Annotated in this window: 19 protein-coding genes; all 19 read left to right on the top strand. The window is 57.0% G+C overall.

What is annotated here, in order from left to right; translation table 11 throughout:
* Positions 1–13: 13 nt before the first annotated feature.
* Positions 14–298: a hypothetical protein gene (locus G518_RS0127820; protein WP_028605265.1), complete on the top strand. Its 285-nt coding sequence runs from the start codon at positions 14–16 to the stop codon at positions 296–298.
* A 58-nt stretch (positions 299–356) separates the two neighbouring features.
* On the top strand, positions 357–884 hold the full coding sequence (locus tag G518_RS37335) for a hypothetical protein (protein WP_156909568.1): 528 nt from the start codon (positions 357–359) through the stop codon (positions 882–884).
* Between the two features lie 48 nt (positions 885–932).
* A complete protein-coding gene (locus G518_RS37330) occupies positions 933–1,430 on the top strand; it encodes a SycD/LcrH family type III secretion system chaperone (RefSeq protein ID WP_169458017.1) in 498 nt (165 codons plus the stop codon).
* Between the two features lie 46 nt (positions 1,431–1,476).
* Entirely contained in the window at positions 1,477–2,391 is a 915-nt protein-coding gene (sctB, locus tag G518_RS0127805) for a type III secretion system translocon subunit SctB (RefSeq protein ID WP_028605264.1), read from the top strand.
* Positions 2,388–3,605, top strand: a complete 1,218-nt coding sequence (sctE, locus tag G518_RS0127800; RefSeq protein WP_156909567.1) for a type III secretion system translocon subunit SseC family protein — start codon at positions 2,388–2,390, stop codon at positions 3,603–3,605. The genes sctB and sctE overlap by 4 nt, the downstream gene beginning before the upstream one ends.
* Positions 3,606–3,628: 23 nt before the next feature.
* Complete coding sequence (locus tag G518_RS0127795) at positions 3,629–4,126, top strand: tetratricopeptide repeat protein (RefSeq protein ID WP_084652342.1); 498 nt, start codon at positions 3,629–3,631, stop codon at positions 4,124–4,126.
* 14 nt (positions 4,127–4,140) lie between these two features.
* A complete protein-coding gene (locus G518_RS37325) occupies positions 4,141–4,554 on the top strand; it encodes a hypothetical protein (RefSeq protein WP_051237486.1) in 414 nt (137 codons plus the stop codon).
* 83 nt (positions 4,555–4,637) lie between these two features.
* Entirely contained in the window at positions 4,638–5,108 is a 471-nt protein-coding gene (locus G518_RS0127785; RefSeq protein WP_028605261.1) for an EscI/YscI/HrpB family type III secretion system inner rod protein, read from the top strand.
* A complete protein-coding gene (gene sctJ, locus G518_RS37320) occupies positions 5,105–5,932 on the top strand; it encodes a type III secretion system inner membrane ring lipoprotein SctJ (RefSeq protein WP_051237485.1) in 828 nt (275 codons plus the stop codon). Before G518_RS0127785 ends, sctJ begins: the two co-directional genes overlap by 4 nt.
* 178 nt (positions 5,933–6,110) lie before the next feature.
* The gene (locus tag G518_RS38855; protein WP_028605260.1) at positions 6,111–6,800 is read left to right on the top strand and encodes a hypothetical protein; all 690 of its coding nucleotides are present in this window, start codon (positions 6,111–6,113) and stop codon (positions 6,798–6,800) included.
* Positions 6,779–7,429, top strand: a complete 651-nt coding sequence (locus tag G518_RS0127770) for an HrpE/YscL family type III secretion apparatus protein (protein WP_028605259.1) — start codon at positions 6,779–6,781, stop codon at positions 7,427–7,429. Before G518_RS38855 ends, G518_RS0127770 begins: the two co-directional genes overlap by 22 nt.
* Positions 7,426–8,838: a type III secretion system ATPase SctN gene (sctN, locus tag G518_RS0127765; protein WP_084652340.1), complete on the top strand. Its 1,413-nt coding sequence runs from the start codon at positions 7,426–7,428 to the stop codon at positions 8,836–8,838. Before G518_RS0127770 ends, sctN begins: the two co-directional genes overlap by 4 nt.
* Entirely contained in the window at positions 8,835–9,344 is a 510-nt protein-coding gene (gene sctO / locus G518_RS0127760; RefSeq protein WP_028605257.1) for a type III secretion system stalk subunit SctO, read from the top strand. The genes sctN and sctO overlap by 4 nt, the downstream gene beginning before the upstream one ends.
* The gene (locus tag G518_RS38850) at positions 9,341–9,976 is read left to right on the top strand and encodes a hypothetical protein (RefSeq protein WP_051237484.1); all 636 of its coding nucleotides are present in this window, start codon (positions 9,341–9,343) and stop codon (positions 9,974–9,976) included. The genes sctO and G518_RS38850 overlap by 4 nt, the downstream gene beginning before the upstream one ends.
* A gap of 13 nt (positions 9,977–9,989) precedes the next feature.
* Positions 9,990–11,183 carry a type III secretion system cytoplasmic ring protein SctQ gene (gene sctQ, locus G518_RS0127750; RefSeq protein WP_028605256.1) on the top strand — a complete coding sequence of 398 codons (1,194 nt, stop codon included), beginning with the start codon at positions 9,990–9,992 and terminating at the stop codon, positions 11,181–11,183.
* Positions 11,180–11,830 (top strand): type III secretion system export apparatus subunit SctR, encoded by a 651-nt coding sequence (sctR, locus tag G518_RS0127745; RefSeq protein WP_028605255.1) that lies wholly within the window; start codon positions 11,180–11,182, stop codon positions 11,828–11,830. The genes sctQ and sctR overlap by 4 nt, the downstream gene beginning before the upstream one ends.
* A 14-nt stretch (positions 11,831–11,844) precedes the next feature.
* A complete protein-coding gene (sctS, locus tag G518_RS0127740; protein ID WP_028605254.1) occupies positions 11,845–12,114 on the top strand; it encodes a type III secretion system export apparatus subunit SctS in 270 nt (89 codons plus the stop codon).
* An 18-nt stretch (positions 12,115–12,132) separates the two neighbouring features.
* On the top strand, positions 12,133–12,954 hold the full coding sequence (gene sctT / locus G518_RS0127735; RefSeq protein ID WP_342663786.1) for a type III secretion system export apparatus subunit SctT: 822 nt from the start codon (positions 12,133–12,135) through the stop codon (positions 12,952–12,954).
* On the top strand, positions 12,951–14,009 hold the full coding sequence (sctU, locus tag G518_RS0127730) for a type III secretion system export apparatus subunit SctU (protein WP_028605252.1): 1,059 nt from the start codon (positions 12,951–12,953) through the stop codon (positions 14,007–14,009). Before sctT ends, sctU begins: the two co-directional genes overlap by 4 nt.
* Positions 14,010–14,042 lie beyond the last annotated feature (33 nt).

The following is a 14,042-nucleotide window of genomic DNA, read 5'->3' as shown; positions in this document are numbered from 1 at the left end:
CAGGAGTTCACTCATGTCGCAATCCAACATCCTGGCCGAACAAAAAGCAGCCATCGAGCAAGCAGAACAGGCCTTGCAGGAAAGCAAGGAGTTCTTTGAGAAGCATGGGCTGGATCCAGAAAAGACCAAAGCATTTCTTGCATCAAGGATGACTCCTGAGATGCGCGCCCAAAATCAAGCGGCCTTTGAAGCCGACATGATCGCCATTGAGCAAGAGGTCGGTGAACAGATGGCTCGGTTGTCCTCCAACGTTACCGAAACCCGCACCGCCCCCCGTCCATTTCGAAAAATGATCTGAAAATCGTGAACTCAATTCACTTCGACATTTTTTACTAAATAATTTATCAGGATCCATCATGACCGCCGCAACCAGTAATGTGACCATTATTCCAATGGGAAGGCCCTCTGTATCAAATTTTGATCTCGAGACCGCCATACTTGCAATGACCATGGACCGCATTGAATCCATGGACAACCAGCTTGCGGGCATGATGGAGAAAATGAAGAATAAGAATCAGAAAGCTGCAAACTATAACTTGGTCATGCAGGAGCTGAATAAAATAAAAAATTCATTTGCCAACGATGCAAAAAGTGGCGACAAAATCCCTGACGGTGGTAAACAATATAAAGATAGTTTGGAAAAAGCTCTTGCAACTGCTGGAATCAAACTGGACAAAAGCTTCGACGACATGACGAAGGGCGAGATTGAGAATGCAATCAACAAAGTCCAGGGTTTGGTGGATGAAAACAATAACACCAGCCAGATGGATCAGCTTCAATTGCAATCTCTGATCAGCAAGCGCAATTCGATGTTTGAAACTGCCAGTACCGTGATGAAGAAAATCATTGACAGCCTGATGTCAATCATTGGCAACATGCGTTAATAAAATTCATCTTTGGGGAAAATGATGCAGGCTTCCAATACCGATTCCGTGAGCGACTCGCAAATGATGGCGCAGATTGACGAACTGAAAGCCTGGCTAGCCACAGGCGGCTCTCTGGGAGACGCCTTTGATGTGTCCCCAGAGCAACGGGAGGCTCTCTACCAATTCGGGCATGGTTTCTACACCCAGGCGCGTTACGCTGAGGCATTCAAGGTTTTCTCGCTGCTGGTGGTTTACGAGCACATGAACGAGCGTTACCTCATGGGTTTGGCCGGTGCGGCTCAGATGCTAGGACGTTACACAGACGCGTTGCAGCATTACGCCACCGCCACCATGCTCATGCTGAATAACCCTCTACCGGTTTATTACAGCGCAGAGTGTTTTATTGCGTTGGGGCAAAAGGAACTCGCAGCAGAATCCCTGCGCCTGGTAATTGAGCTCTCCACCAATTCAGAGCCGTATGCCGCACTGGAGCCACGTGCGCAAGCGCTGCTGGCGTCCTTAAGCGACAAGCGAACCTCAGCAGCGCGGCCGGCCAAGCGTTGAACCCATTAACAGGTCCGAATACCTATCTGCCAATTTAGGAGCGATCATGAACGTAAACGTATCCCCATCATCCCTCATCGGGACCTCTGTGAACCAGAGCAATGCGCCAACGCGTGTGGATCCGCCGCAGTCCATCGCGGGGACAGCAGCTGCTTTTTCGGAAGACGAACGAGGTGGCCATGGACTGCCGGTGAACCAAAATGGTAAAGCGGCCGACCGCGATTTCCCGGAGCCGTCAACGCCGAAGCTGATCACCATTCAGCTGACGAGTAAGGCAGTCGATTCCCTGAGCCCGGAAGAGGCCCAGGCAGATTCCTACTCCGTGATCGCGATGATGACGAGAATTTTCCAGGAACGGCGCAAGGTCGCCCGTGAGAACCGCGGAAACGAGCTGCAGGCGCAAGTCAAGACCCTGACTGGCGAAGCTGAACAGATACGAAAGGCAGGCAACGCACGCTTTTGGGGAAACATGCTCTCCGGTGCCGCTCAGGCGATCGGCGGCGCACTCCAGTTTGGAGCCGTCGGCTTCGGCGCCTGGCAGGCAAAGGCCGCGTTCGACAACAGAGGCCCACTACAAGCTGTTCCACTCCTCGGCAAGGACGCCTCCAAGGTAGATTTCAAACTCCACACAGAGGCTCTCCAGTCCAATAAGGCTGCGCTGAAAGGCTTCGAACTCGCGATAGAGAAGACCCGGACATGGGGAGCCTTGGGGGAAGGATTCTCCAAAGGGCTCTCAGGCACTGGCAGTTCGATCCACGCCAAAAAAGAGCTCGACGCCGCTGGAGAAGACGCGACCAAGACTGACCTGGAAGCTGCGAACAAGGCCCATGACGCCTCCTACCAGCAAGCAAGCGACGAACTTCATCAGACGCAGGACTTTATGCGCGATCTCCGTGAAAAACTGGACGCCATGGAAAAATCCAAGATCGAAACACTTCGCTCTATCAACCGCAACATTTGAGCCTGATCATGAGCACGATTACAACAAATAGTTCGCCAGTCAGCCCCTCTATCGTCTCGCCAGGATTGGAGGCAACGCCCTCTCCCGTGGCCGCAGGCGCCGCGCCACAGCAACCGGCATTGATGGAGAGCCAGGCAGCGCCACAGTTCATCAGCCTCTTCAAAGATGCGAATGGTGCGCCTAGCCTGTCCAACCCCGTTAGCGCGCTTTCACCCGACGATCTGATCTCAGCACTCGACGAATTGCGCAATAAGTCATTGGTGGGTCAGGAAAGCACAGCCAAAAACTCAATAACCAAATCGCGAATCGACTTGAAGAACGCGAACGAGGCGCAGCAGAAGAAGATTCAAGAATGGATCGAAAAGTGTGAAAAGGAAGCCAAGGCTGGCTTTTGGGGCAAGGTATGTTCTTGGATTGGCAAGGTATTGGCCTTCATCGCGGCAGTGGCAGCAGTGGTGGTTACAGGTACCGGATCTGTTTTTTCCGGAGGCGCTGCGACACCATTGTTTGCATTGGCGTGCATAGGGCTGGTCACTGCCACAGTATCCTTGATCGATCAGATCGTGAAGGAAACGGGCCACAAGGATGGTTTTACCTTATCTTCCCTGCTGACCAAGCCCTTTGAAAAATTGTTGATCGCTTTCGGCGTTCCCGAGGAGAAGGCGAAACAGATCAGCCAGGTGGCCATGGCCGCAGCTCTCCTTGTTTCACCCGGGATGCTATTGCTTGAGCCGCAGTTGCTCGGCAATGTAGCCAAGGGCATATGCCAGTTATCAGGCGCACCTGAAAACGTTACTTCAGCCGTGAGCCTGGCCATCGGCCTGGCTGCAACGCTTACAGTGGGCATCGTCATGGTCGTGCTGTCGCGCAATGCAAGTTCCATCGACGCCTTGACTCAGGCGACAAGTAAGCTCGGGAGTGTGATCGCCGGCTCTGCAACGCAGTTGATCGGAGCCACAACCCAGGTCGGCGAGGGCACGACCAGGATGGTGGGAGCTCATTATCAAAGTCAGGCCAACGAAAAGTTAGAGCAGAAAAAATTGATGGAAAGCTTCATTATGGAGCTTCAGAAGTCGCTTGAGAGTGGCGGTGACGACTTGAAAAAAATCATCCAACAGCTCCAGGATGCTGTGGAATCCGTCAGTCAAATGATCAATAGCCTTGGTGAAAGCACTACGTTGATCACTCACAACATGAACAAGAGCCCTGTGTAATTCATCTCCGAAAGGTAAGTGCCATGACCAATGCAACGACCGATGAGACAGAGTTCGAAACATTTGATGCCCACGGCTTCGCTGAGGATGTTCAAAAAGAGTTCGAGTCCCTCCCCGCTTCGCAACGCTTCAGCGCCGAGCAGCTGGAGGTGATTTATGGACTGGCCTATGCCCACGCCGCTCAAGAACAGTGGGAGAAAGCGCTGCCAATCTTCGCTTTTCTTGCACAGTATGGTCCTACACGCCGTCATTACTTGGCAGGACTGGCTCAGTGCATGCGCCAACTGGATAGGCACGAGGAGGCCAAAAACCTCTATTCGCTCATGCTCCTTCTGTTTCCAGATCATCTGGAACCAGGGCTGTGCGTTGCGGAATGCCAGCTTGCACAGGGTGACGCACGAGCGGCCACTACCACACTGCGGCAGCTTGCGGATATTGCGGAAGAAAACAGCTCTTTGAAATATCGAGTTCAGGCATTATTGGGGCGCATAAACGCCCGGTCTGGAGAGGCCTCCGATTGAAAGCGCTTGCCTAAATGAGCCAGATACGCGCGCTACCTGATAGCGACGAAATCCGTCTCCTTACCGAAATCGGGTTCCTGGCTTCGGCTAAGGGGGATGTTGCGCGCGCCGAAGTTATCTTCGGCGCGCTTTTGCTTTTGCGGCCGGAAAGGGCCTTTGCGCACGTGGGCCTGGCGACGGCGCTGATGAATGCCCACCGCGCAGGGGATGCCGCATCGCACCTGGCGACCGCGCGCATCCCTGCCGGTGCCGATGCTGACATGGTGCAAGCCATGCACGGCATCGCCCTTCAGTTGGATGGGCGAATCAGCCAAAGCCAGCGAGTTCTGCGTGAGGTGGCCCGGCGATCGGACAGCGCTGACGAGCCAAGCGATGGCACGCGGCTTGCGCGGAAGCTGCTGGGAGAGGGCCCGCCCGAAAAAGCTTGAGAAATCAACAAAAAACAGCGACCCCGCGACTCCTGCCCTTCGAATCTTCGACATAATCAAAAGTACCCTCAAGGACGCTCATTATGGAAATCGCCGCTAACGCTCTCGTCGTCCAATCGACGCGCAATGCTGCCCCGCTCGCTGTGGAGACGTCCCTTGCCTTGCCTGCTGGTGCGCCCAACGATTTGGCAGTAGCACGCTTCGCGGCGATCATGAAAGCTTCGGAAGTAGCCCCGACGGCTGAAGCCGCCAATGCAGCGGCGGGTACGCATACATCTACGACCGCCGTTGTGGATCCGGCGGCCGTCAGCAGTAGTGCGGCGCCCCAGTCACTGGGGGACAGAATGCTTGCGAGCCTGCAAACCAGCTCAGACGATTTCAAAGCCGTCTGGAATACGGCGAAAAACGAGCTCCAATCGGATCAGACCATGGGTCTGCGCGAGATGATGGCCATGCAACTGCAGGTCACACAGATGGCTGTGCAATATGAGCTGCTAGGAAAGGCCATCAGCCGCGCAACGCAAAACGTTGATCAGTTGGTGCGCGTGCAATGACATTGAGTTTTCCGATGACGGCGCCTCATTCCATGGCAGGACTGCGCCGTGTGCTGCATGCGGTTCTTGTCAGCCTTTGCATTCTGCTGGCGGCATGTAGCGGGCGGGTGGATTTGATGGGAGCCATTCCAGAAGATGAGGCCAATGATGTGCTTGGCGCGCTGCTCAAGGCCGATATTTCAGCGACCAAGGTAGCGGGCAAAGATGGCATGGTGGCTGTACGGGTTGAAGGGCAGCAGGTCAGCCGGGCATTGCAGGTGCTGCGTGAAAATGGCTTGCCACGCGAACGCTATGCAGGCATGGGGCAGGTCTTCAAGAAAGAAGGCTTGATTTCTTCGCCGCTGGAGGAGAGAGCGCGATACATCTACGCGCTTTCGCAAGAGATATCCGGCACTTTGTCGAAAATCGATGGAGTGCTGTATGCACGGGTGCACGTGGTCCTGCCTGAGCGCGGTATTGCCGGTGAAGCCGGCACGCTATCGACCGCGGCCGTGTTCATCAAGCATCAAGAAGGCTACGACCTTGAGCTTCTTCAGCCGCAGATCCGGCGCCTGGTGACCAATAGCATTCCGGGGCTCGCACCCGAACGAGTCTCGATCGTGTTCGTCGCAGCACGCGCGCCGTCAGCCGAACTGGCAACGCCCACCAACGTGGAGTGGATGGGGTTTGATGTAGGTGCGGGGTCTGCATCAGGATTGTCGACTCTGGTGTGGGGCCTCGCGGCTCTCGCAATGCTGGCATTGGCAGCTGTGGGTGTTCTGCTCTGGCTCTACGTGCTTCCTGCGCGGCGCGTGCTTTCTACAAAAAAGGAAGTGATGGCTTGAGGCTTATGACCATAAAGCCGTGGGTGGCGGATGAAGCATCGCCACCTCTCCTCACCTTCGCCCTCCGCTGCGTGCGCGAAAGGGCTTGCATGCGACTTGTTTCCTCGCCTCCTTACTTTTTTGGGGGCCTCAGATCGCACTCAGTCCTGAAACAGCCTCTCCTGCGAGCGCTTTCGGCATGAGCGAAGCCGCCCCGCTCTCTGCTTCAAACTGGCCAGGCCTGGGCGGCCTTCTGGTGTCGCGCCTGCTCGAATTCAATCTGCTGCCGAGCCGCAGCTTGCACCCGGCCCAAATACCCCAACTGGCACCGCCTGATGGGTTGGCGGACGCACCTCCATCGGTTCAGGATGCCTTGCATCGCCATTGGTCAAAGCGGCTACTCGGGCGTCTTGGCGCGAGCGCCACGCCGGTGCTTGACCTGGATGAACCAGCCTTGCCACTGGCCTTGGCTGCGCCAGTGTTGCTACGGAGGCTAGCTCTTGATCTGGGTATTGCGCTCATAGGTTCCCCCTTGCGCCACATTGTCGAGCGCGAGGAAGTATTGAAGGCGCGCACAGCGCTGGGCGAACAAGGCATGGCTTGGGCGCTTGATGGCGCGGCCCAGTTACACCCAGGTCTGAACGACGCTCACTCTTGGCTCCGAGCTGGTTGGGCCGAGGCTGCAGAACAATTGGGGTCCGGTCTGCTGGCGCAGGCCTGGCATGACGCACCCGCCCCCATTCGTGCACGCGCCGACTGGAAACTACCACCTGGCAGCCTGGACGAAAAAACCCGGGTTGCCTCAGGGCGAACCGCGTCACAAGCGCGGGACATGTGCCTTCAACGTCTGAACCAGATGGACCCCACATGGCTTTTGTGCTTCCCTTAAGGCTCCCGGATCCTACGAAACCGGTGCGTACTCTGCAAGCCCATGTGGCGCCGGGCACGAAGGTGCTGCGCCTGGCGGAGGTAAACGCTTGGGCGGAAGCCGAAGCCATGCTGAAAGCGGCGCGTGCGCAGGCAGATTCCATCGTGGCCGGTGCCGAAGAGGCGTTCGAGCAAGAACGCCAGCGTGGCTATGCCGAGGGCTTGACAGCGGCCCGAATGGAGCAGGCCGAGAAAATGATAGAAACCGTTACCCGAACGGTAGATTACTTTGCCAAGGTCGAGTCCGACATGGTGGCGTTGGTAATGGCAGCCGTGCGAAAAATCATAGAGGATTTCGACGACGAGCAGCGCGTAGTGATCGTAGTAAAAAATGCGCTCTCTGTAGTTCGAAACCAAAAGCAGATGACGCTGCGCGTCAATCCCCGGCAAGTGGAGCTCTTACGGGCACGAACCAACGAATTGCTGATGGCTTACCCCGGTGTGGGCTATCTGGATATAGTGCCCGATGGCCGCCTGACGTCGGACGCCTGCATCCTGGAAAGCGAAATTGGCATGGTGGAAGCGAGCATAGAAGGCCAGATTTCGGCACTGCAAGGCGCGTTCCAGAAAGTTCTGGGCAATCGCATATGACGCCTCCACCGCGCACGCCCGCCGAGATACAAGGACCGGTGACCGTGGCGCCAGTGCGCGTGCACAGACAGTTCAATTACATCACCGAGATGATGGATCTGGCGCTGCAAGATACGCAGATGCTGCGCATCAAGGGTCGCGTGACGCAGGTGGTAGGCACCATCATCAAAGCGGTGGTGCCCACAGTAAAAGTAGGAGAGGTATGCCTGCTGCGCAACCCTGGAGAAGATTTCGAGATGAAAGCTGAGGTGGTGGGCTTTGCGCGCGATGCAGCGTTGCTCACACCTATCGGCGATATGTACGGCATTTCTTCTGCCACCGAGGTAATTCCTACTGGCCGTGCGCATATGGTGCCGGTGGGCTTCGGCTTGCTGGGGCGGGTACTGGATGGGCTCGGTCGCCCGCTCGACTCTGCCGAACACGGCCCTCTGGAAGCCACCAAGTATTACCCGGTGTTCGCTGAAGCGCCAGACCCACTGACGCGGCGCATCATCAGCGAGCCCATTGAGTTGGGCGTGCGTGCGCTCGATTCGGTACTGACTTGCGGAGAAGGGCAACGCCTTGGCATTTTCGCTGCAGCCGGGGGCGGCAAGTCCACCTTGATGGGCATGCTCGTCAAAGGAGCGGCTGTGGACGTCACCGTAGTGGCGCTGATTGGGGAGCGCGGGCGCGAGGTCAGGGAGTTCCTGGAGCACGAGCTAGGTCCTGAGGGACGTCGGCGCGCTGTGATTGTTTGCGCCACAAGCGATAAATCCTCCATGGAGCGCTCCAAGGCCGCCTACGTGGCAACCGCTATCGCCGAGTTTTTTCGTGATCAGGGCAAGAAGGTGCTGTTTCTGATGGATTCGGTTACGCGCTTTGCGCGCGCGCAGCGCGAGATCGGTCTGGCCGCCGGTGAGCCGCCTACCCGCCGAGGCTATCCACCCAGTGTGTTTGCCACCCTGCCCAAACTGATGGAGCGTTCGGGAATGAACGACCGCGGGTCGATCACCGCTCTCTATACAGTGCTGGTGGAGGGCGATGACATGACCGAGCCGGTCGCCGACGAAACTCGCTCCATCCTGGATGGCCACATTGTGCTTTCGCGGCGTTTGGCCGCGGCCAATCATTACCCAGCCATCGACGTGCTGGCTTCGACTTCGAGAGTCATGAACGCGGTCGTTACGCCAGAGCATAAATGGCTGGCTGGTCGGATGCGCGAGCTATTGGCCAAATATGAGGAGGTGGAACTGCTGGTGAAAATTGGCGAGTACAAGCGAGGCGGCGATGCGCGCACCGATGAGGCCATCGACAAGATCGACGCCATTCGCTCCTTCCTGAAGCAGCGCACCAATGAACATTGCTCCATGGATGAGACACTCAAGCATATGCGCGCTTTGGTAGGCCCAGCGCCCAAAGGCCTCATATGAATGTGTTTCCCGAGCTTCTACGCATCAAGAGCTTTCGCGAAAGCCAGGCTGAACTGCGGATGCACCGCCAGTACGACGTGACACGGCAAGCACATGAGAAGCATGAGTCCGAGCAGAAGCGACTGACAGAATTGCTGCGCGAGGGGATGGAAACCGAAGACAGGCTGTTTGGAGATTTATGCCAGCATGTGGTGCGACTGCGCGACATCGAAGACGTGCGACATGCCATAGCGGACTTGCGCCAACGCGAGGACCGGCAACAGGGTGTAGTGAGCGCAGCGGGGGAAGCCAAGCTCCAAGCCGAGCAAGCGCTTTCAGAGGCACGCGCTGTGCACCACGAAGCACACCGTCAGAAAACCAAATTTGAAGATTTGTCGCGCGATTTCGACGTCGCCGCAGCGCGCGACGCGGAGCGGCGGGACGATCTCGAGATGGAAGAAGCCGCCAGTGTGAGGCACGATCGCGAAGACTGGGAACCGAGCGATTCAGAAGGAGGCCGTGTGTGACCGTAAGCAGCGACCGCCCCGTTTCCCTGGATATCGGCACCTCCTCTGACGCGAGCTTCGAGGCCCGGCCCGATAGCGCCCTGAGTGCCAAGCCCGGGCCCAACCATTTGCCAAAGCGCGATGCCGACCAGGAACAACAGCATGAAGAGGATGCCGCCAAGCTGCGCGAGTTTCTAAGGCCAGAGGAAGCCGCCCCGCCTATGCCCTCCCCTCATCTGCACGAGCAAAACACCGCTGCCCTGCGTCCGTTCGATCTCTTTGGGAGCCCAGTGCAGACCCAGACAGCACCGCTGGTTGAATCGCCAGCCATCGCAGACCTCAAGGCAGACATTGTTCACCTGGCCCGCCGGCTAATGGTGGGTGAAAGCGTTCACGGTGCGACAGTAAGAGTAGAGCTGGCCTCTGAGACCCTACCCGGGGTTGTGCTGGAGGTTTTCAGGGATCAGGGAGCCATCGTGGCTCACTTCATTTGTGCCAACGAACACTCGCGCACGCGCCTGGCCCGTGCGGTGCCCTGGTTGGGCGAATCTCTTTCCCGAAGTCTGAGTCAGGACACGCTGATCCGCGTGATGACCGACGACCCCGAAGATCCTCACCCCGTGGAAACGCGCAATCAAGCAGTTTCAGGTTGACCGCGTGCCCCCCATGCCCGATTTTTCATCATTCTCCACACCATACCAGCCGCCACGGCTGTCGCGCAACGAGGCCAAGGCGCGCACCACAATCGCCCAACGTGGCAGCAATTTAGCGCTGCGCTTGGGCGATGGACACTGGTACGCCGATCTCAGGCCCTCCGATCCGCAAGCCATGCCGGCTGGGTATTGGATGCTGAGTTTCGAATGGATCGGGGCTGAATTTCACCTGCAATTGCCCAAGGCCTCAGCTGATCAAATCGCCGCGCCATTGTTGGCGGGAACGCCGCTGCCCGAGTTGCCGCATGAACTGGCTCTGGCCACACTGGAGGCTGCGCTGGCCGACACGCTAGGCGCGCTCAAATTGCTTGGCCGAGGGACCCCTCAATTGCTCGATATGCAGCAGGATTGCGCCCCGCCTGCCTCCAGCGAGCACACTTTTTCTCTATACCTTCGCGCCGTGGATGGGTCAGCAGCGATTTCAGCCACCTTGCACGCCGACTCCCTGGGCCTTCTGGTGCTTGCGGGACTGGTGAGCAAACGTGCGCCAGCGCAAGGCGTACTGGATGAGCAATTGCTGCTGAGACTACCGGCCGAGATCGGTTTCACCCGCCTTCCCGCTAGAGAGCTGCCCACGTTGGCACCCGGCGACGTTGTGCTGATGGATACGTGCCATATTGGTGCACAGCGCGTGCTATGGCTGGTTGCTGACGGCGCAGGTGGCTTGCTGGTGCGTCTACCCGAACTGTCACCGGAACAATCGACGGGCGATTCACCAGAAGATCCAAGAGAAGATTTGTCGCCGCTATCGCCGGAGAATTCGCTCGAATTTTCTCCGAGGGATTTTTCAGGGCAGTTGCCGACTATCGAAAACGAGGCCATCCCTGCCATCGCCCCCACCCTGATTGTGATTCAAGCCTGGAGCCCCGTCATGCCCCCCGAAACGCACCCTTCCACCAGCGCTACCTCGCTCGATGGTGTTCCGATTCGCCTGTCTTTCGATCTTGGAGAAGTTACGCTCACCGTGGCCGAGGTACGCGCCCTGCAGCCAGGACAGGCAATCTCGCTGATGAGGCCACTGGCGGGTGCGGTACGCATTCGTGCCAACGGCGCCCAGGTTGGCGAAGGCGACCTGGTGGAAATTGACGGCCAGCTAGGAGTTAGCATTCGCGCCCTGTTCGCTGGCAACAAACAAGAGACCGAATGAACCCGGGTTTCGATCCAATCACGCTAGCCGTGGTGCTAGCGCTGATGGCTCTGCTACCCACAGTGGTGGTGGTCACCACTTCGTTTCTGAAGATCACGGTGGTCATGGCGTTGCTACGCAACGCGTTGGGCGTACAACAAGTGCCCCCAAACCTGGCGCTCCATGGAATGGCGCTGATTCTCACCGCCTACATCATGGCACCGGTCGGCGCACATATGTATGACCGCCTTTCAGCCAACCCGGAAACGATGACCAGTGTCACCTCACTGGTTACTGGCGTACGCGAGGGTGCGGAACCCTTGCGCGAGTTCATGGTGCGCAATAGCAAGGCTGAGCAACGGGATTTCTTCGTACGGACCGCCAAACGGCTGTGGGGCCCTGAGCTTTCGGCCGGTATCACCGAACGCGACTTCATGGTGCTTATGCCAGCGTTCATGGTCTCGGAGCTGACTGCGGCGTTCCAGGTAGGTTTTCTGCTCTACCTGCCGTTCGTTGTCATAGATTTGATTGTCTCCAACATCTTGCTGGCCATGGGGATGATGATGGTCTCACCAGTGACCATCTCATTGCCTCTGAAGCTGTTTCTGTTCGTCATGCTCGATGGTTGGTCTCGACTAATCCAGAGCCTGATTCTTTCCTATGTTTGACCGGAAAAGACAACATGCAAACTGTTGACGTTGTGTCCTACTTCACACAGGCGCTCTACCTTACGCTGTGGCTTTCCTTGCCACCGATTGTGGTGGGAGCGCTCGTCGGTACGCTGTTTTCCCTGTTCCAGGCTCTCACGCAGATACAGGAGCAGACCTTGTCTTTCGGCGTCAAGCTGATCGCCGTGACGGTCACTATTTTGCTTACAGCCCGCTGGATGGGGGGCGAGTTATTCAACTTTGGCGCCCAGATATTCGACGCCATGGCGTTGGTTGGCCGATAAGGCTGAGCAGAGGCTGGCTTGAACTTCTTGAATGCCCCGCTCACGTATGAGGACGCCAGGGTTTATATCCTTGCACTCTCCATGACGCAGCCGCGCATTCTCGCCATGTTCATTGTGTTGCCCATCTTCAACAGCCAACTCATTCCTGGTTTGGTGCGTTTTGCCATAAGCGGTGCGCTTGGCTTAGTGGCGATGCCGGTAGTCGCTGAGCAGATGGTGGTGATGCAATCGACGTCGCCAGCCTTCTGGATTTTGGTGGTCGTCAAGGAAGTGTTTATAGGGTTCGTGATGGGCTTTATTGTGGCTATCCCGTTCTGGATTTTCGAGGCTGTGGGTTTTCTGATCGACAACCAGCGCGGCGCGAGTATCTCTGCCACACTGAATCCCTTGACAGGCAATGACTCCTCGCCCATGGGAATCTTGTTCAATCAGGCCTTCATCGTGTTCTTCCTGGTCTCGGGGGGATTTGCGTTGATGCTGTCCATGCTTTATGACAGCTTTCAGCTTTGGAGCGTGACAGGGTGGATGCCGCATTTCCGCGCCGAATCAGCACCACTGCTGCTTGACCAGCTTAATCGCCTGATGCGCCTGGCAATGCTGCTGGCCTCGCCCGCGATTGTCGCCATGTTCCTGGCCGAACTGGGCCTTGCCTTGGTCAGCCGCTTCGCACCTCAGTTGCAAGTATTTTTTGTGGCTATGCCGATCAAAAGCGGGTTGGCGGTGTTAATCCTGGTGCTCTATGCCGCTACGCTGTTCGAGTATGGAGCAGAACTCGTGGAGTCCGTCAAGGACATACTGCCATTTCTGCGCGAGCAGTGGTCACCAGCGGGGGGGCGATGAGCGAGAAGACCGAACAACCCACCGCCAAGCGCTTGCGGGATTCGCGCAAGAAAGGTGAAGTAGCTTACAGCAAGGATTTCACCCAGACGGTCCTGATCATTGCGATTTTCGGATACTTGCTGGCAACAGCAGGGCTCCTGATGGAAGACTTGATGGCGATGATCTTGCTGCCTACTTCGCTGATGAAGATGCAGTTTGAAGACGCGGCAGACATTCTCCTCACCAAGCTGATCACTGAAGCGGCGTGGTTCATCTTGCCGTTCCTGGGAATCATCTTGATATTAGGGATCTTCTCCGATGCGCTTCAGGTTGGCCTTGTGCTGGCGTTCGAGAAGCTCAAGCCTTCAGGCAAGAAGCTGAATGCGATCACAAACTTGAAGAACATTTTTTCCCAGAAGAACCTGGTGGAGTTCCTGAAGTCATCCGTCAAGATCGGTTTTTTGTCGATCCTGCTGTGGCTGCTGTTGCGCGACGCGTTTCCCATCATGACGAGCATCCCACAGGCTGGGATGGCGGGTATGGGGCAAGTCGTGGGCTCACTCATCAAGACAATGCTGATCTACATTGGCCTGGCCTACACAGCCATCTCGCTGGCGGACTTCGCATGGCAGCGCTACAGCTACCGCAAGGGCTTGATGATGACCAAGAGCGAGGTCAAGCAGGAATACAAGCAGATGGAGGGCGATCCGCTCATCAAACATAAGCGCCGGCATCTGCATCAGGAAATGCTGCAGGAAGGTGCTGTACAAAGCGCACGTCAGGCGACAGTGCTGGTCACCAACCCTACCCATCTGGCAGTGGCTTTGCATTTTAAAGAGGGCGAAACTCCGCTACCAGTCGTACTAGCGATGGGCGAAGGGGACCTGGCCGAACGCATGCGTCGAGCCGCGCGCGAGGCAGGTGTGCCGGTCATGCAAAATATCCCGTTGGCACGCGCACTCACCGAGCAATCAACCGTAGGCCAGTACATCCCATCCGAGCTTGTCGAACCAGTCGCTGAACTGCTGCGTCTCTTGCGGCAGCTCGTGGCGGACGGCACACCGCCCATGGATTAAGGGACACCTGATTCAATGATCTTTTCTCATCTT

It is taken from the genome of Ottowia thiooxydans DSM 14619 (genome assembly GCF_000422885.1).
GTDB classification, from domain to species: domain Bacteria; phylum Pseudomonadota; class Gammaproteobacteria; order Burkholderiales; family Burkholderiaceae_C; genus Ottowia; species Ottowia thiooxydans.
The sequence above is the reverse complement of the archived record's forward strand: the minus strand, read 5'-3'. Positions and strand labels throughout refer to the sequence as shown.